The organism is Micromonospora sp. C31 (assembly GCF_018070575.1).
In the GTDB taxonomy this organism is placed as follows: Bacteria; Actinomycetota; Actinomycetes; order Mycobacteriales; family Micromonosporaceae; genus Micromonospora.
The window spans coordinates 53,227-70,261 of sequence record NZ_JAGPXN010000014.1 but is presented as its reverse complement, the minus strand read 5'-3'; the positions used below and the strand labels follow the sequence as shown (position 1 = coordinate 70,261).

The following is a 17,035-nucleotide window of genomic DNA, read 5'->3' as shown; positions in this document are numbered from 1 at the left end:
TGGCGGGGGAGCATGGGCGCCGAGCAGGCTGCGCCCATGCGACCCGCCGCCCCTCCCGCCGTCGTGCTCTGCGCCGCCCTGCTGTCCCTCGGGCCCGCCGTGCCCGTCGCCCGGCCGTCCGCGCCTGTCGCCGGGCCCGCCGCGCCCGTCGCCCGGCCGGTCGCCCTCGTGGCCCGGCCGGTCGCGGCGGCGCGGCGGTTCGTCGCGGATGCGTCGGCCGGGGCCGTCCCGGCCGGTGCGGTGTCGCCCGGGGTGGGGCGGTTCCGGTGGCCGCTCGACGGCGTTCCGCCCGGTGCGCCGGTTCGATCCGCCGCCACGGCCGTGGCTGCCCGGGCACCGGGGCGTCGACCTGGCCGCCGTGCCCGGCGCGACCGTCCGGGCCGCCGGTGCCGGCACGGTGCTCTTCGCCGGTCTGGTCGCCGGTCGCCCCGTCGTCACGGTCGGGCACGCCGACGGTCTGCGGACCACCCACGAGCCGGTGTCGCCGGCGGTCCGCCCCGGCGACCGACTGGCCGCCGGCGCACCGCTGGGCGCCCTCCTCGCCGGTCACCAGGGCTGCCCCGCCCCCGCCTGCCTGCACTGGGGGCTGCGGCGCGGCGCCGAATACCTCGATCCGCTGGCCCTGCTCGGCCTGGGACCCGTGCGGCTGTTGCCGCTCGACGGCGCCGACACCGCTGGGGTGGCGGGCTCCACGGCGCCGATCCGGCCCTCAGCGCTGGGCGAGCAGCGGGGGCAGCCGCACCGAGAGCCGTTCGTACTCGTCCGGGGTGTTGTAGACCTGCGCGCAGAGCCGCAGCCAGCCCCGTCCGTTCCAAGCCATGACGGCGACCTCGGTGGCGAGCCGGTCGGCGATCCGTTCCCGCAGCGCCCGCGCCGCCTCGAACGTGGTGCCGAGGCCCGCCGGGAGCGGCACGATGCGCATGGCGATCCCCGGCCCGCCGGGGTCCGGCAGGTCGGCGGGGGCCACCCCGAGCGCGTCCCCCAGCACCCGCTGGCCGTACGCAGCCAGCGCGGCGTTGTGCCCGCGTACCCGGTCCAGGCCGAGACTTCGCAGCGTGAACAGGCCCACCGGCGCGGCCAGCCAGCCGGTGTAGTCCTGTGTCGCCGCCCACTCGACCCGGCGGGGGAACCCCGACTCCTGCTCCCACGAGACGGCCAGCGGCTCGATCCGTTCCCGCCACGCCGGGGCGACCACCAGCACGGCGGTGCCGCGTGGCGCGTACGCCCACTTGTGCAGGTTGCCCACCCAGAAGTCGGCGCCGACGTCGCCCACCGGCGTCGCCAGCATGCCCGGGGCGTGGGCGGCGTCGACGAGGACCGGTATCCCGTGCTCCCGGGCCACGCCGACGATCGCGGCCACGGGAAACAGCCGGGCGGTGGCCGAGGCGAGCTGGTCCACGACGAGCAGCCGGGTCCGGCCGGGACGCAGCCCGGCGCGCACGAGCTGGACGATCTCCTCGTCCGGGGCGGCCAGCGGAACGGGCAGCACCCGGGCGAGGGCCCCCGTACGCCGGCACTGCCGGGCGATGGAGAGGCCGACGGCGCCGTAGCCGTGGCCGGTGGTGAGCACCTCGTCACCGGGGCCCAGGCCGAGGGACTGCAGCACCACCGCCACGCCGGTGGTGACGTTCGGGACCAGCGCGGTGCCGTCGGGGTCGGCGCCCAGGAAACCGGCCAGGTGCCGGCGGGCGTGGGCGATCCGGTCGACCAGGCCCCGGGTGAAGAAGCGCAGCGGGTTGGCCTCCATCTCGTCGCGCAGCCGCTGCTGGGCCCGCTGCACGACGAGCGGCACCGCGCCGAACGAACCGTGGTTCAGGTGGCTGACCGCCGGGTCGAGTGAGAAGAGCAGGCGGGCTGCCGCGATCGGCTCGGGCGGCGGCGGGAGGCTCACCCGGTGATCGTAGCGACCGGTCGATCTCCCGCCGCCGTTCCGCCGGGTGGCGGCGGGGGTTGACGGGTGCGGGCCCGCCGTTCCGCGTCGTGCGGCCCCGGCACCGCCACCCGCGACGTCCGGGTTCAGGCGCGGGGGTGGGCCTGGCGGTAGGCGGCACGGAGCCGCTCCACGGACACGTGCGTGTAGATCTGGGTGCTCGCCAGGGACGAGTGCCCCAGCAGTTCCTGCACCGCCCGCAGGTCGGCGCCGCCCTCGAGCAGGTGGGTGGCCGCAGAGTGCCGCAGCGCGTGCGGGCTGACCGGCGGCAGGCCGGCGGCCTGCGCGTACCCGCTGACGATCCGCCGTGCCGTCGTCGGGTTGAGCCGTCCGCCACGGGTGCCGAGCAGCAGCGCGTCGCGGGAGTGCGGTGCGGCCAGGGCCGGCCGGCCGTGGCCCAGCCAGGCGTCGAGCGCCCGCTGCGCCGGCACCCCGTACGGGACCGCGCGCTCCCGGCCGCCCTTGCCGAACACCCGCACGACCCGTCGCGCGTGGTCGACGTCGGCGACGTCGAGGCCGCACGCTTCGCTGATCCGCACCCCCGTGCCGTAGAGCAGCTCCAACAGCGCCCGGTCCCGCAGCAGTACCGCCTCGGCGACCCCGTCACCCTCCCGGGAAGCACCTGGCGACGCGGGCGCGGAGCCGCCCCCGGCCGGTGACGTCGGCCGGGAGCTGTTCCCGGCGGTCGGTGCCGGCTCGGAGCCGGCCTCGGCGGGTGACGACGACCGGACGAAGTGCTCGGCAGGTGCTGCCGGGTCTGAGCCGTTCCCGGCGGGCGGTGCCGGCCGCGAGTCTTCCCCGGCGGGCGGCGCCGGCGGCGGCACGGGTGGGGCGGGCCGGCCCGGCGCTTCCACCAGGGCGGCGGCCTGGTCGGCGCGCAGCACGGTCGGCAGGTCCCGGTGGGCGCGTGGGCTGGACAGGGCGCCGGCCACGTCGGCGGGGAGCAGCCCACCGCGGTGCGCCCACGCGCTGAACGTCCGCGCCGAGGCCGCCCGGCGCGCGAGCGACGTCCGGGCCGCCCCCAGCGTCCGTTGCTTCGCCAGCCAACTCCGCAGCACGGCGAGGTCCAGCTCCGGCAGTTCGGCGCAGCCCATCCGGTGGGCGTGGTCCAACAGCGACACCACGTCACCGACGTACGCCCGGACCGTGTGAGCGGACCGGTTGCGCACACCGGCGAGGTGCGCGGCGAAGTCGTCCACCACCTCTCGCATCGCCGGTGGGAGAGCCTCGTGGGTCGCCCGCGTGCCCTTCGCCTTCCGGCTCACCGCGACTCCCTGCCGGCCACCCGCCGGCCGGCCGGCGTGCCTCGCGGCGGCGTCCCCGTCCCACCCGGCCAAGCAGCGGGCGCGACGGTGCGGGTCGAGGCGGTGGCGGCGGTGGGCGGCGGATCCTCGGACGGCACGGGACCAGCCTACGGACGACCGGCGGAACCGGCGGGTCGGGATCGAGGCCGCCATGGTCGCGCGGCCGGGGTGATGGATTGCGCCGGTCGGTTCGCGCAGACTGGTCGTACCAGCGGGTGTGGGCCTGGTCGTGGTCTCCGTGCGACGGGATCAGACGCGACGAAGGGGGACCGGACATGGGGGTGGACGTCGTCCTCTACCGGGCGGTCGGTTCGGGTTCCGGCCGGCGCCGCGTCGTGCCGGCCGAGGTGCTGCCCGATCCCGACGACGTGCTGCTGGATCTCGTCCGGCGGGTCCGTGGCGCCGGGCGTACCCCGCTGCTCGACCGGGTGGATCCGGTCGGCGAGCTGGTGGTCCCCGCCGGGCAGGCGCCGCAGCTCCTCGCCGAGGTGCGGTGCCTCGCCGAGGTGGCCCGGTCGACGCCGGAGATGACGCACGTGCGGCTGTTGGGCCGGTTGGCGCGGCGGTGCCGGCAGGACCGCGCGATGGAGATCCGCTTCGAGGGTGACTGACGCCGTTCACGGTCCGTCCGGCATCTCACGGTCCGTCCGGCATCTCACGGTCCGTCCGGCGTCGCCGGCCGCCTGGCGGTCGCGCCCTTGGCCGGCGGTGCGAGGGCGTACCCGTCGTCGCGGCGGAGCACCAGGGCCAACTCCTCCAACATCGACAGCTTCCGCAGCGCGGTACGGACGGGCACCCCGGCCCGCGCGGCGAGGACGTCCACCCCCACGGCGCCCCGGCGGGGCAACGCCTCCACGACGGCCCGCGCGTCGTCGTCGAGCAGGTCGGCCGGCCGCTGCGGGCCGCGCGGTACGGGTGCCAGGTCGCCGATCCGCCCGACCTCCTCCAGCACCTGCGCGACGCCGGTCACCAGCCGGGCCTTCGGATGCTCCCGCAGCGTCTCGTGGGCGCCGACGGACATCGCCGACGTGACCGGGCCGGGCACCACCATGCTGGGCTTGCCCAGGGCGAGCGCCCGGTGGGTGGTCTGCGTGGCGCCGCTGCGGGCGGCCGCCTCCACCAGCACCGTGCCGAGGGTGCCCGCCGCGATGACCCGGTTGCGGATGAGGAACCGGGGCCGGAGCGGGTCGGCTCCCGGCATCCACTCGCTGACCAGCAGCCCGGTGTCGGCGATCCGGTCGAACAGCGCCGCGTTGCCCATCGGGTACGGGCGGTCCACGCCGCAGGCGAGCACCGCCACGGTCAGGCCACCGGCGTTGAGCGCGCCCCGGTGCGCGGCGGCGTCGATGCCGAAGGCGCCGCCGGAGACGACGGTCCAGTCCCGGTCGGCCAGCCCGTAGCCGAGTTCCGTGGCGACGTGCGTGCCGTACCCGCTGGCGGCTCGGGCCCCGACCACCGCGACGGAGCGGTCGAAGGCCTCCCCGAGCGGCCACGAGCCGCGTACCCAGAAGCAGAGCGGGGGAGCGGTCTCGACGTCCACCCGCCGGTGGGCGTCGGGGAGCCGGAGCTGGTGCAACCCGTCGACCCGGACGGGCCACTCGTCGTCGCCGGGGACGACGATCCGGGCGCCGAGCCGGTCCGTACGGGCGAGCGCCTCGGCCGCGACGGCCCTGGCGTCATCGACCGCGCAACGGGCCGCCACGGTGTTGCGCAGCGTCTCCTCCGGCGCACCCCCGTCGAGCAGCAGGTCGAGTGTCGCCACCGGGCCCAGCCGGGCGACCAGCCAGTGCACCGACCGGGTGCCGGGCTCGGTGAGCCAGGTGAGCGCCACCCGGGCCAGCGTCTCCTCGTCGGTGTTCACGTCGCCTCCCCCGTCCTCAGTTGAATGGCCTCCCGGACGTCCTCCCGGTCGGGACGGTCCCGACCGTCCAGGTCCGCGATCGTCCAGGCCAGCCGGATGATCCGGTCGAAGCCCCGGGCCGACAACGACCCGGAGTCGAGCCGGGCCCGCAGCTCGGCCGTGTCCGGCCCGGGCAACCGCCAGGGCGGGCGGCGCAGGCACGGGCCGGGTATCTCGGCGTTGACCCGCAGGCCGAGCACCGCCCAGCGCGCGGCTGCCGCCTGCCGGGCCACCGCCACCCGCTCGGCGACGGTGGCGGACGCCTCGCTGTCGACAATGGCCTCCATCAGCTCGGCCGCCCGGACGGGCGGCAGCTTGACCTGCACGTCGATCCGGTCCAGCAAGGGCCCGGACAGCCGGCTGAGGTAGCGCCGCCGCGCCTGGGGCGGGCACTCGCAGTACGCGTCACCGGCGGGCCTGGCGCACGGGCACGGGTTCGCCGCCAGCACCAGCTGAGTGCGGGCCGGATACTCGGCGCCGCCCCGGCTGCGGGCCAGCCGGACCCGGCCGTTCTCCAGCGGCTGGCGCAGCGCCTCCAGCGCGCCCCGGCTGAACTCGGGCGCCTCGTCGAGGAAGAGCACGCCCCGATGGGCGAGCGAGATCGCGCCGGGACGGGCCAACCCGGAACCGCCGCCCACCAGCGACGGCACGGTCGCAGTGTGGTGCGGCGCCTGGAACGGCGGGCGGCGCAGCAACCGGCCGCCCGGTGGCAGCAGCCCGGCGATCGAGTGCAGCGCGGTGACCTCCAGCGCGGCCTCGTCGTCCAGCTCGGGCAGGATCGACGGGAGGCGCTCGGCGAGCATGGTCTTGCCGGCTCCCGGCGGCCCGACCAGCGCCAGGTGGTGCCCGCCCGCCGCGGCGACCTCCAGCGCCCTTCGGCCCAGCCCCTGCCCGGCGACCTCGGCCAGGTCGGGGCCACCGCCGGCGGGCGGTGGGCCGTCCGACGCCGGCTCGATCAGGGGCGCGCCGTCGCGGATGAAGCTGACCAGCCGGTGCAGCGTGTCGACCGCCCGTACCCGGACCCCGGGGACGACCGCCGCCTCGGCGGCGTTGCCGGCCGGGACGATCACCTTCCCGACGCCGGCCCGGGCGGCTGCGGCAACCATCGGCAGCACACCGCGTACCGGGCGGACCGTGCCGTCGAGGCCCAGCTCGCCCAGGACCACCACGTGTTCCAGCGGCAGCAGCGGCAGCTCGCCGGAGCCGCCCAGCAGGGCCGCCGCGATCGCCAGGTCGAACGCGGAGCCGAACTTCGGCAGGTCCGCGGGGAGCAGGTTGAGGGTGATCCGCCGGTTGGGCCACCGCTGACCGGAGTTGACGACGGCCGCGCGGACCCGGTCCCGGGCCTCGTGCAGGGCGGTGTCCGGCAGCCCCGAGATCACCACCGCCGGCAGGCCGGCCGCCAGGTCGGCCTCGACCTCCACCAGGTGCCCGGTGACGCCGACCAGGCCCACGCAGAGCACCTTCGCGTAACTCACGACGCCGCCCGTAGGCGCCCGCCGCCGGCGCCCGTCCGATCGCGCCCGCCCATCAGAACGCCCCCTTGAGGTGCTCGACCCGGGCGGCGCCGGCGCCGGTGAGGCGTACCGAGACGACGTCGAAGCGCACCTCGTCGGCCGTGGTGCCGGTGTCGGCGAGCCACCGGGCGGCGAGCCCGCGCAGCCGCCGCGCCTTGGCCGGTACGACCGCCTCCGCCGGCGGACCGAACTCCTCGTTGCGGCGGGTCTTCACCTCGCAGAAGGCGAGCACCGACCCGTCCCAGGCGATGATGTCGATCTCCCCGGCGGCGCATCGCCAATTCCGGGCCACCGGGCGCAGCCCCGCCCCGATCAGGTGCCGGACGGCGCACCGCTCCCCGTACGCGCCGACCGCCTGGTTCCGCTTCGTCATGTCCGGCACGGTGCCCCCGGCGGGCGGGGCACCGCCGCCCCGCGACGCGGAAACTGTGGACGGTGGACGAACTGTGGACGACCGGACGATCATGCCCGCGTCGTGCTATGCGCTCGCGTCGGTGGACCACCACGAAGCGCGCGCCGCGCGACGAAGCCGGGGCGCTGGCCGTCGCCGTCTCCGACCCTCGCCGTCCCCGACCGTCGCCGAGCGGTGACCCGGTGCGCGGGGAATGCGGGTGCCCAGGGGGCGAATGGCGCCCGTGGAGCCGGTCGCATACGGTGCCGGACGTGGACGGACGACGGAACTTTGTCGAAGATCAGGAGTCACGCTGGTATCCGGCCGATCGCGACCGCGACCGTGACCGTGAGAGCGGCTACGGGGAGGCGGACTGGCGTGGCCCGGCCGAGCCCCGGTACCGGGACGACGACCTGAGCGCCCCCGAGCAGCGCCGGGCCGCGGAGGACACCCGCTACGGCGAAGCCAACGGGACCCGGCGCGGCGAGACAGGACGCTTCGGCTCGTCGACGGAACCCGACTCGGGGCGCTTCGGGGCCGTCGAGCCCGACTCCGGACGCTTCGCGGCCGTCGACGCCGACCGGGGCCGCTTCGGCGGGCCGGAGGATTCGGGTCGGTTCGCGGTGACGGGGCCGGAGGATTCGGGTCGGTTCGCGGTGACGGGGCCGGAGGATTCCGGTCGGTTCCCCGTCCCGGGATCGGAGTCCGGGAGGTTCGGCGACGGCGATTCGGGACGCTTCACGGCGGGGCCGCCGCTCGGGGACGGCCGGTCGGAGACCGAGGGATACCGGGCGAGCCGCTCGCGCCGGGCCGAGGCGGACCCGGACGTCTCCGGGGAACTGCCCGCCGACCGTCCGGGCCGGCGTGCCGCCCGGGAATCGAGGCAGGGCCGCGACCCGCTGTCGACGTCGGGCGTCGACGCCCTGGCCGGGGCGGGACCCGTCGAGCGGGCCGTGGACCCGACCCGCCCGGCCCCGCTGGGCGGCTATCCGATCGTCGCGCCCGGACGGGCGGCCGAGGCCGCGAACCCGGCAGAGCCGCCGGCCGACGAGCCGGCCCGCCCGGTCGAGCCCCCGAGCGCCCTGGAGATGCCGACCGGGCCGATGCCGCCGATCGCGCCCCGCGCCGACCTCGCGCCGGGAGAGTTGCCGGCGTACCCGCCGGTGGCCGCCCCGCACCCGGGAGCACCGGCGGGCGACGGGGTCTACCGCACCCGTCGGCCTGCGCTGGCCGCGCTCTTCACCCTGCTGGTCCTGGTGTTCGAGGTGCCCGCGATGCGGGTGCTGCTCAGCGGCGTGACCGGCGACCCGGTCTCGACCGCCGACGTCGTGGTGGGGATCTTCCTGGTCTGCGGCCTGCCGATCTTCGCGATCGGCCTGTACGGGCTGCGCACCGGCGGGCTGTCGCTGGCGGAGGGGAGCCGGGGCTGGCTGCGCCCGCCGACGGCGTACCTGACCGTCGGCCTGGTGCTCTTCGTCGCTGCCGCTATCGCGGTCGGCTGACCCCGACCGTCAGGGCCGCTCCACCTGACGGCGAGACCGGCCGGGCCGGCACGCCGAGTGCCGGAAATGAGCGATCCGACCCCTTCCTCGCACCCGAGACATCGGGGGCGGGGAAGGGGCGTACACTGGGCGACTGGCGACCGCCTCGCGCGGTCGACCTCGCGCGCCCTCTCCACGAGCCGTCGTGGGGCGACGGCCTCCCTGGTCCCGATCTTGGTCGGGCCCGCCATGGCCGCCGACCGGGCGCCAGGACGCCCGGCCGCCTGGCCGGGCGGAACAACCAGGGACCACGAGGAGTACCCCACCATGGCCGTCGTGACCATGCGTCAGCTGCTGGAGAGCGGTGTCCACTTCGGGCACCAGACCCGGCGCTGGAACCCGAAGATGAAGCGGTTCATCTTCACCGAGCGCAACGGTATCTACATCATCGACCTGCGCCAGACCCTCGACTACATCGAGAAGGCCTACTCGTTCGTGCGCGGGACGGTCGCCGAGGGTGGCAGCATCCTCTTCGTCGGCACCAAGAAGCAGGCCCAGGAGGCCATCGCCGAGCAGGCGACCCGGGTCGGTCAGCCCTACGTCAACCACCGCTGGCTCGGCGGCATGCTGACCAACTTCCAGACGGTCTACAAGCGGCTCCAGCGGATGAAGGAGCTGGAGGCCCTGGGTGACCTGAGCGGCACCACCGCCGGTTACACCAAGAAGGAGACCCTGCAGCTCTCCCGCGAGAAGATCAAGCTGACCCGCACGCTCGGCGGTCTGCGGGACATGCAGAAGCTCCCGGCCGCGATCTGGGTCGTCGACACCAAGAAGGAGCACATCGCCGTCGACGAGGCCCGCAAGCTGGGCATCCCGGTCATCGCGGTGCTGGACACCAACTGCGACCCGGACGAGGTCGACTTCCCGATCCCGGGCAACGACGACGCGATCCGTTCGGCCGAGCTGCTGACCAGGGTCGTGGCCGCCGCCGTCGCCGACGGCCTGATCGCCCGTTCCGGCCGTCGTCGCGGCAGCGACGAGAAGCCGGAGCCGGGCGTCGCCTCCGACGAGCCGCTGGCCGAGTGGGAGCGCGAGCTGCTCGAGGAGCCGAAGAAGGCCGACGAGCAGGCCCCGCAGGCTGAGTCGGGCCCGCAGGCTGAGTCGGCCCCGCAGGCCGAGTCGGCCCCGCAGGCCGAGTCGGCCCAGCCGGTCGAGCCGGCCCAGCCGGTCGAGCAGCCGGCGACCGCCGCCGCGGAGTGACCGCGCCGCCGCTTCCCCGCCGCCCGTTCTCCCGGGCGGCGGGGAAGCGGCAGGTACGCCGGGCACGTCGCGCCCGGATCCGGGTAACCGGCACCAGGACCAAACCACCCGCAGTCTCAACACCGAAGAGAGAGCCATGTCCAACTTCACCGCCGCGGACGTCAAGAAGCTCCGCGACCTCACCGGCGCCGGCATGATGGACTGCAAGAAGGCGCTGACCGAGGCCGAGGGCGACTTCGACAAGGCCGTCGAGATCCTGCGCGTCAAGGGCGCGAAGGACGTCGGCAAGCGGGCCGGCCGTACGGCCGCCAACGGTCTGATCGCCCACTCCGGCAAGGCGCTGCTCGAGCTCAACTGCGAGACCGACTTCGTCGCCAAGACCGACGCCTTCATCGAGCTGGCCCAGCAGTTGGTGGAGCACGGCGAGCGCAGCGGCGTCGGCACCGCCGAGGAGCTGCTGGCCACCGAGATGGACGGCAAGACCGTCGCCGACCTGGTGCAGGAGCAGTCCGCCAAGATCGGCGAGAAGCTCGTCCTCAACCGGTTCGCCAAGCTCGACGGCACCACCGCCGTCTACCTGCACCGCAAGAGCCAGGACCTGCCCCCGGCGGTCGGCGTGCTGGTGCAGTACTCCAGCACCGCCGGCGACGAGGCGTCCGACTCGGACGCCCGGGGCGTCGCGATGCAGATCGCCGCGATGCGGCCGAAGTACCTCACCCGGGACGAGGTGCCGGCCGACGTCGTCGAGTCCGAGCGGCGCATCGCCGAGCAGACCGCCCGCGAGGAGAACAAGCCCGAGGCGGCCCTGCCGAAGATCGTCGAGGGCCGGGTGAACGCCTTCTTCAAGGACTACGTCCTGCTCGAGCAGGCTTCCGTCGCCGACAACAAGAAGACGGTGAAGCAGTTGCTGGCCGACGCCGGCATCGACGTCACCCGCTTCGTGCGGTTCGAGGTCGGCCAGGCCTGAGCCGCCCCGGGCGCCTCGCGCGCCGCGGGTAGGAAACGTCGACGAGGAGGCCGCCGGTGTACGTGACAGGCACCGCGGCCTCCTCGTCACATAGGGTCGGCTACGGCAGTTTCGCGGTACGGGGCGTACGGGACGTGCGCATGGGGAAGGGCGGGGCGGATGACGCAGGTTGTGAGTGACCGGAGTCTGGCGGCGGACGATCCGACGGCACCACCTCCCGGCCGGGCCCGCCGGGTGGTGCTGAAGCTCTCCGGTGAGGTGTTCGGCGGGGGCGCGATCGGGGTGGACCCGGACGTCGTCCAGGCCATCGCCCGGCAGATCGCCACCGTGGTCCGCCGGGGCGTGCAGGTCTCGGTGGTGGTCGGCGGCGGCAACTTCTTCCGGGGCGCGGAGCTGCAGAAGCGCGGCATGGACCGGGCCCGGGCCGACTACATGGGCATGCTCGGCACCGTGATGAACTGCCTCGCGTTGCAGGACTTCCTGGAGAAGGAGGGCATCGAGACGCGCGTGCAGAGCGCGATCACGATGGCCCAGGTCGCCGAGCCGTACATCCCGCTGCGGGCCATCCGGCATCTGGAGAAGGGCCGCGTGGTGATCTTCGGCGCGGGCGCCGGCATGCCGTACTTCTCCACCGACACCGTGGCCGCCCAGCGGGCCCTGGAGATCCGCGCCGACGTGGTGCTGATGAGCAAGAACGGCGTGGACGGCGTCTACACCGCCGACCCGCGGGTCGACCCGACCGCCAGCAAGTTCGACTCGATCACCTTCTCCGAGGTGCTGCGGCGTAACCTGCGGGTGGCCGACGCCGCCGCGTTCAGCCTGTGCATGGAGAACGGCCTGCCGATGCTGGTCTTCGGCGCGCAGGGCGACGACACCATCATCCGGGCCGTGGGTGGCGACAAGATCGGCACCCTGATCACCGCCTGAGTGGTCGCGTGACCCCGACCTCAGCGGTCCCTCCGACACGACAAGCCCACGACGAGCACAGAAGGAGGCGAGGAGACCGGTGATCGACGACACCCTCCTCGAGGCCGAGGAGAAGATGGAGCGTGCCATCGAGCACGCCAAGGAGGAGTTCGGCGCGATCCGCACCGGTCGCGCCAACGCCGCCATGTTCTCCAAGATCATCATCGACTACTACGGCAGCCCGACGCCGCTGCCCCAGATGGCGTCCATCGGGGTTCCCGAGCCGCGCATGGTGATCATCAAGCCGTACGACAACTCGCAGATCAACGCCATGGAGAAGGCGATCCGCGACTCCGACCTCGGCGCCAACCCGAACAACGAGGGCAACCAGCTCCGCATCCTGCTTCCGCAGATGACCGAGGAGCGCCGCCGGGAAATGATCAAGGTCGCCCGGCACAAGGGTGAGGAGGCCAAGGTGGCCATCCGCAACATCCGCCGCAAGGGCAAGGAAGAGCTGGACCGGCTCGTCAAGGACGGCGAGGTCGGCGAGGACGACGGCCGCCGCGCCGAGAAGGAACTCGACGACCTGACCCAGCGCTTCGTCGCCGCCGTCGACGACCTGGTCAAGCACAAGGAGAACGAACTGCTCGAGGTGTGAGCCGCACGGCGGCCTCCGCCGCCGCCGACGGCATCGTGGCACCGGCGCTCCGCCGTCCGTTCCGGGCGGCAGGGCCCCGGTGCCACCGTCGTCCGAGGGCCGTCACGGGCCCGGTCCGGCGTGCGGGATCGGTGGGTGCAGTAGGCTCGGCAGGATTCCCGGCCACCCTGCGGTGAACGGTGGGGATCGGCCGGCCGTCGGGCGGGTCAACCGGACGGAACAGTCGCGCGGGTAGGGGAATGGTTGTGGTTGTGCGTCAGCTGGTGGATCTCGTACCGGTCCCGCTCGGTGCGTGATGTCCCACCTCGAGCCCCACGGCAGCGCCGAACCCCGCGGCTGGGACCGCCCCGACGCCCCCGCACCCGCCCTTCCCTGGCCGGAGCCCGAGATCGACCCGGGTCAGTGGCACCGCCCCCCCGCCGTCTTCTCCGACGCGTACGCCGAGGCGTCGGCCCGCCCCCGCCCGCAGGCCGGTGTGCCGGCGGGCGGTGACCCGGTCGCGGCGAACGGCCACCGCGACCCCGACGACTCCGAGTATCCGACCACGCGGCTCGAGCCGGTCCGGGACGTCGAGCCGGGGCCGGAGCCCGGGCCGCCGCCGGGCCGCCGCCAGCGCGGCCGGCGCCGGGCCGGCCTCGACCGGCCCCCGACCCAGCAGCCCGTCCCGAGCCGGGCCGGGCGCAACCTGCCGGCGGCCATCGCCGTCGGCCTGGGCCTCGGCGCCCTGATCGTGGTGCCGCTCTTCTTCTACCGACCCGCCTTCCTGGTGGTGGTGGCCGCGGCGGTCGGCGTCGGCATGTGGGAGATGGCGCGGGCGGTACGCCGCAGCGGCGCGCACCCGCCGCTGGTGCCGCTGATCGGCGGCGGGGTGCTCACCGTCGGGCTGGCCTGGTTCTCCGGTCCCGACGCGCTGAGCCTCGGCCTGCTGGTGACCGTGCTGGGCACCATGGTCTGGCGGCTCGGCGACGGGCCGGGCGGCTTCCAGCGGGACCTGACCGCCGCCACCCTCATCGCCGTGTACGTGCCGTTCCTCGGCGGGTTCGCCGCGCTGCTGGCGGCGGTGCCGGACGACGGGCAGTTGCGGGTGCTGGTGACGCTGGCCGCGGTGGTCCTCTCCGACACCGGTGGGTACGCGGCCGGCGTCAGCTTCGGCAAGCATCCGATGGCCCCCTCGGTGAGCCCGAAGAAGTCCTGGGAGGGCTTCGCCGGCTCGGTCACCGCGGCGGCGCTGGGCAGTGCCCTGCTGCTCTGGCTGCTGCTCGACGTCGCCCCGTGGTGGGGCGCGCTCTTCGGCCTGGCGGTCTCCGGTGCCGCCGTCCTCGGTGACCTCGCCGAATCGATGATCAAGCGGGATCTCGGGGTCAAGGACATGAGCAACCTGCTCCCGGGCCACGGCGGCCTGATGGACCGGCTGGACTCGATCCTCTTCGCGTTGCCGACCGCGTACCTGCTCCTGGCGGTCTTCGTCCCGGTGCTGGAGTGAGGCGTGAATCACCCGTCGTCAGCGGTCCCGCCCGGGCGGCGGAGGGCGATTCGCCACATCCGGACAGGTGTGTCGACAGTCCGGCGTGACAGACTGGACGGGCCATGACGAGCCTGCCCCTGATTCCCGCAGACCCCGACGCCCCCGGGCGGCGGCCCGCGATGCCTCCCCGTCACCTCGCCGATCTCGACCTCGCCGGACGCCGTGCCCTGGTCGCGGAGTTGGGGGAGCCGGCGTTCCGCGCCAAGCAGGTCTCCACCCACTACTTCGGTCGCCTGGTGCGCGATCCGGAGCAGATGACCGACCTGCCGGCCGCCACCCGCGAGAAGCTCGCCGACCGGCTGCTGCCCCGGCTGCTCACTCCGGTCCGCGAGCTGGCCTGCGACGACGGCGCGACCCGCAAGGCGCTCTGGCGGCTGCACGACGGCTCGCTGGTGGAGAGCGTGCTGATGGGCTATCCGGACCGCGTGACGGTCTGCATCTCCAGCCAGGCCGGCTGCGGCATGGCCTGCCCGTTCTGCGCCACGGGCCAGGCGGGGCTGACCCGCAACCTCTCCACCGCCGAGATCGTCGACCAGGCGGTCTACCTCGCCGGGGTGGCCGCCTCCGGGGCGGTGGCGGGTTCGCCGCCGCGCCTGTCGCACGTGGTCTTCATGGGCATGGGCGAGCCGCTGGCCAACTACTCCCGGGTGGTCGCGGCGATCCGTCGGCTGGTCGCTCCGGCACCCGAGGGGCTCGGGCTGTCCCAGCGCCACATCACGGTCTCCACGGTCGGGCTGGTCCCGGCCATCCGCCGACTGGCCAGCGAAGACCTCTCGGTGACCCTTGCGTTGTCGCTGCACGCCCCCGATGATGAGCTTCGCGACGAACTCGTGCCGGTCAACCAGCGCTGGAAGGTGTCCGAGGTGCTGGACGCGGCCTGGGACTACGCGGCCCGCACGGGACGTCGCGTGTCGATCGAGTACGCGATGATCAGAGACGTGAACGACCAGCCGTGGAGAGCCGATCTGCTCGGGCGGCTGCTGGCCGGGAAGCTGACCCACGTGAACCTCATCCCACTCAACCCGACTCCGGGCAGCCGTTGGGACGCCAGCCCGAAGCCGGTCGAGCGCGAGTTCGTCCGGCGGTTGCGGGAGGCCGGGGTGTCGACGACGGTACGGGACACCCGGGGGCGCGAGATCGACGGAGCGTGTGGACAACTCGCCGCCGCGGAGGACATCGACACCGACCGGGCCGGGGAGAAGGCGTGACCGGGCGTAGCGAACGAGACCAGGAGACATAGTGGCGAGTCAGGGTCAGCGTTTCCGGCGTAAGGCGCTTCGCCGGGGATACAAGGTCGACGAGGTCGACGCCTTCCTTGACCGGGTCGAGGCGACGCTCGACGGCCGGCCCGTGGGTGCGCCCGTCGCCTCCCAGGAGGTCCACGACGTCGTCTTCCGGGTCCGCTTCAACGGCTACGACGAGTGGCAGGTCGACCTGCACCTGGACCGGGTCGAGCGGCAGCTGGCCGAGTTGGAGGAGCGCGGTGGCGCCGGCGGACGCGGCGGCGACCCCCGGGACGACCGCATGGGGCCGCCGGATCGGATGGGTCCGCCCGACCGCATGGGTCCGCCCGACCGCATGGGGCCCCCGGATCGGATGGGGCCGCCCGACCGCATGGGGCCGCCCGACCGCATGGGGCCCCCGGACCGGATGGGTCCGCCGGTGCGCGACGACCGCGGCATGTCGCCGGTCCCGCAGCCGATGCCGCCCCGGGCGATGCCGGCGCAGGCCGGCCCGCCCGGCGACCGCTACGGCCGCTACGACGATCCCACCGGTGCCTTCGCCGGCGGTTACGACGCCCCCCGGGGCGGCTACGAGCCGCCGCGCGGCCCGGGTGGCCCCGGCCCGATGGGACCGGGCGGCCCGGTGGGCCACGGCGCTCCGCCGCGCGGCCTACCCGCCGGCCCCACCGGCTACGGCGACGGCCCGGGCGGCGGCTACGGCGACGACCCCGGCAAGTACGGCGACGCCCCGGGCGGTGGCTACGGCGACGGCCCAGGTGGCTACGGCGACCGTCCGGGCAACTTCGGCGACGCTCCGGGCGGCGGTTACGGCGACGGCCCGGGCGGTTACGGCGACCGCCCCGGCAACTACGGCGACCGCCCCGGCAACTACGGCGACGGTCCCGGTGGCTACGGCGACGAGCCGCGTTTCGACGGGTTCGAGGCCGGCCGGCGGGCGCGCGCGGACATGACCGCCGAGATCCGGATGCCGGAACGGGAACTGCGCGACATGCGGGGCCGCGGCCCGGCCGGGCCGCCCCCGCAGCCGGGCTTCGGTGGCCCGCCTGTCGGTGGCCCGCCTGTCGGTGGCCCGCCCGTCGGTGGCCCGCCGGTCGGTGGCCCGCCGGTGGGTGGCCTACCGGCGGTGGCCGGCCCGCCGATGGCCGGCCCGCCCGGCAGCGACCTCTACCGTGTCGACCAGATCCGTCGCAGCTTCCAGGCGCGCCGGTTCGGCAGCGGGTACGACCCGGACCAGGTCGACCGGTTCTTCGACACGCTGCTGGGCGGCATGCAGGGGCGCAATCCGATGCCGGTGAACCCCAAGGAGCTGGACACGTTGCGCTTCGGGCTGGTGCAGGGCGGCTACTTCGAGGCCGAGGTCGACGCCGCGCTCAAGGACGTGCAGGACATCCTGTTCGGCCGCTGATCCGCGTACGGCGAGGGCCCGCTCCCCGGGTTGGGGGCGGGCCCTCGTACGTGTGTCCTCCGGCGCGCGGACCGGTGCGACGCCGGCTGGCGCGGATGCGTCAGGACCGCAGGCCGTTGCGCCGCAGCACGGCGTCGCCGATGACGACGGCCAGCAGCAGCACGGCCAGGCCGATCAGCCAGATGTCCTCGACCCTGCCCTCGTGGTTGCCGCAGAGCATCGCCAACAGGGCCAGCGCGGAGAGCACCGCGCCGATCCGCCCGGCCTTGCGGTGCCCGGGCTTGTGCTGGTCTGGCGACGTTACCGGCTCGCTTCCTGCCACTGTCGGTCCTTCCCTCGCGATCGGATCTCCGGTTAGTCTGGCACGCCGCGCGCCGGGCCCGGCGCTGGGTCCGACCATGAGGTGGACGCACGATCCGCCCGGTCGAGACGGGTGCCGCCCCGGAGGGCGTACGGGGTCGGCAGACGGGGACGAAGGTCCCGAGTGCGCCCGGGCGCACCGGCACTACCGGCGTCGCGGGTGGGTTGCCAGACTCCCTCCGGTAGC

Annotated in this window: 14 protein-coding genes and 2 pseudogenes; 10 read left to right on the top strand and 6 right to left on the bottom strand. The window is 74.8% G+C overall.

Going from position 1 to position 17,035, the window contains the following annotated elements; all coding sequences use genetic code 11:
• Nucleotides 1-36: 36 nt before the first annotated feature.
• Nucleotides 37-664, top strand: a pseudogene (locus tag KBX06_RS19010) (murein hydrolase activator EnvC); the annotation flags it as partial.
• A 45-nt stretch (nucleotides 665-709) separates the two neighbouring features.
• Here KBX06_RS19010 and KBX06_RS19005 read toward each other — a convergent pair.
• On the bottom strand, nucleotides 710-1,891 hold the full coding sequence (locus tag KBX06_RS19005) for an aminotransferase class V-fold PLP-dependent enzyme (protein WP_210836828.1): 1,182 nt from the start codon (nucleotides 1,889-1,891) through the stop codon (nucleotides 710-712).
• A 125-nt stretch (nucleotides 1,892-2,016) separates the two neighbouring features.
• Nucleotides 2,017-3,141 (bottom strand): tyrosine recombinase XerC, encoded by a 1,125-nt coding sequence (locus tag KBX06_RS19000; RefSeq protein ID WP_210837109.1) that lies wholly within the window; start codon nucleotides 3,139-3,141, stop codon nucleotides 2,017-2,019.
• A 368-nt stretch (nucleotides 3,142-3,509) separates the two neighbouring features.
• Here KBX06_RS19000 and KBX06_RS18995 point away from each other — a divergent pair, with 368 nt between their 5' ends.
• Complete coding sequence (locus KBX06_RS18995) at nucleotides 3,510-3,845, top strand: hypothetical protein (RefSeq protein ID WP_210836821.1); 336 nt, start codon at nucleotides 3,510-3,512, stop codon at nucleotides 3,843-3,845.
• Between the two features lie 44 nt (nucleotides 3,846-3,889).
• On the opposite strand, the gene KBX06_RS18990 is transcribed toward KBX06_RS18995, so the two are convergent.
• The 3 genes from KBX06_RS18990 to KBX06_RS18980 are packed head-to-tail and all read right to left on the bottom strand — an operon-like array spanning nucleotide 3,890 to nucleotide 7,024.
• On the bottom strand, nucleotides 3,890-5,095 hold the full coding sequence (locus tag KBX06_RS18990) for a DNA-processing protein DprA (RefSeq protein ID WP_210836819.1): 1,206 nt from the start codon (nucleotides 5,093-5,095) through the stop codon (nucleotides 3,890-3,892).
• Nucleotides 5,092-6,612 carry a YifB family Mg chelatase-like AAA ATPase gene (locus tag KBX06_RS18985; RefSeq protein WP_210836817.1) on the bottom strand — a complete coding sequence of 507 codons (1,521 nt, stop codon included), beginning with the start codon at nucleotides 6,610-6,612 and terminating at the stop codon, nucleotides 5,092-5,094. Before KBX06_RS18985 ends, KBX06_RS18990 begins: the two co-directional genes overlap by 4 nt.
• Nucleotides 6,613-6,664: 52 nt before the next feature.
• A complete protein-coding gene (locus KBX06_RS18980) occupies nucleotides 6,665-7,024 on the bottom strand; it encodes a YraN family protein (protein ID WP_210836809.1) in 360 nt (119 codons plus the stop codon).
• Nucleotides 7,025-7,277: 253 nt separating this feature from the next.
• Between KBX06_RS18980 and KBX06_RS18975 the strand changes: the two are divergent.
• The 8 genes and pseudogenes from KBX06_RS18975 (at nucleotide 7,278) to KBX06_RS18940 (ending at nucleotide 16,488) form a co-directional block, all read left to right on the top strand.
• Nucleotides 7,278-8,544: pseudogene (locus tag KBX06_RS18975) on the top strand (hypothetical protein).
• 306 nt (nucleotides 8,545-8,850) lie between these two features.
• The gene (gene rpsB, locus KBX06_RS18970) at nucleotides 8,851-9,783 is read left to right on the top strand and encodes a 30S ribosomal protein S2 (RefSeq protein ID WP_210836799.1); all 933 of its coding nucleotides are present in this window, start codon (nucleotides 8,851-8,853) and stop codon (nucleotides 9,781-9,783) included.
• Between the two features lie 136 nt (nucleotides 9,784-9,919).
• A complete protein-coding gene (gene tsf / locus KBX06_RS18965; protein ID WP_210836797.1) occupies nucleotides 9,920-10,750 on the top strand; it encodes a translation elongation factor Ts in 831 nt (276 codons plus the stop codon).
• Between the two features lie 159 nt (nucleotides 10,751-10,909).
• A complete protein-coding gene (pyrH, locus tag KBX06_RS18960; protein WP_091096741.1) occupies nucleotides 10,910-11,677 on the top strand; it encodes a UMP kinase in 768 nt (255 codons plus the stop codon).
• Nucleotides 11,678-11,756: 79 nt separating this feature from the next.
• The gene (gene frr, locus KBX06_RS18955) at nucleotides 11,757-12,314 is read left to right on the top strand and encodes a ribosome recycling factor (protein ID WP_089001534.1); all 558 of its coding nucleotides are present in this window, start codon (nucleotides 11,757-11,759) and stop codon (nucleotides 12,312-12,314) included.
• 295 nt (nucleotides 12,315-12,609) lie between these two features.
• Nucleotides 12,610-13,797 (top strand): phosphatidate cytidylyltransferase, encoded by a 1,188-nt coding sequence (locus tag KBX06_RS18950; RefSeq protein WP_210836794.1) that lies wholly within the window; start codon nucleotides 12,610-12,612, stop codon nucleotides 13,795-13,797.
• A gap of 104 nt (nucleotides 13,798-13,901) precedes the next feature.
• A complete protein-coding gene (gene rlmN, locus KBX06_RS18945) occupies nucleotides 13,902-15,047 on the top strand; it encodes a 23S rRNA (adenine(2503)-C(2))-methyltransferase RlmN (protein WP_210836793.1) in 1,146 nt (381 codons plus the stop codon).
• A gap of 31 nt (nucleotides 15,048-15,078) precedes the next feature.
• Nucleotides 15,079-16,488: a DivIVA domain-containing protein gene (locus KBX06_RS18940; protein ID WP_210836790.1), complete on the top strand. Its 1,410-nt coding sequence runs from the start codon at nucleotides 15,079-15,081 to the stop codon at nucleotides 16,486-16,488.
• Nucleotides 16,489-16,588: 100 nt separating this feature from the next.
• On the opposite strand, the gene KBX06_RS18935 is transcribed toward KBX06_RS18940, so the two are convergent.
• On the bottom strand, nucleotides 16,589-16,810 hold the full coding sequence (locus tag KBX06_RS18935; protein ID WP_210836788.1) for a DUF2631 domain-containing protein: 222 nt from the start codon (nucleotides 16,808-16,810) through the stop codon (nucleotides 16,589-16,591).
• Between the last annotated feature and the right edge of the window lie 225 nt (nucleotides 16,811-17,035).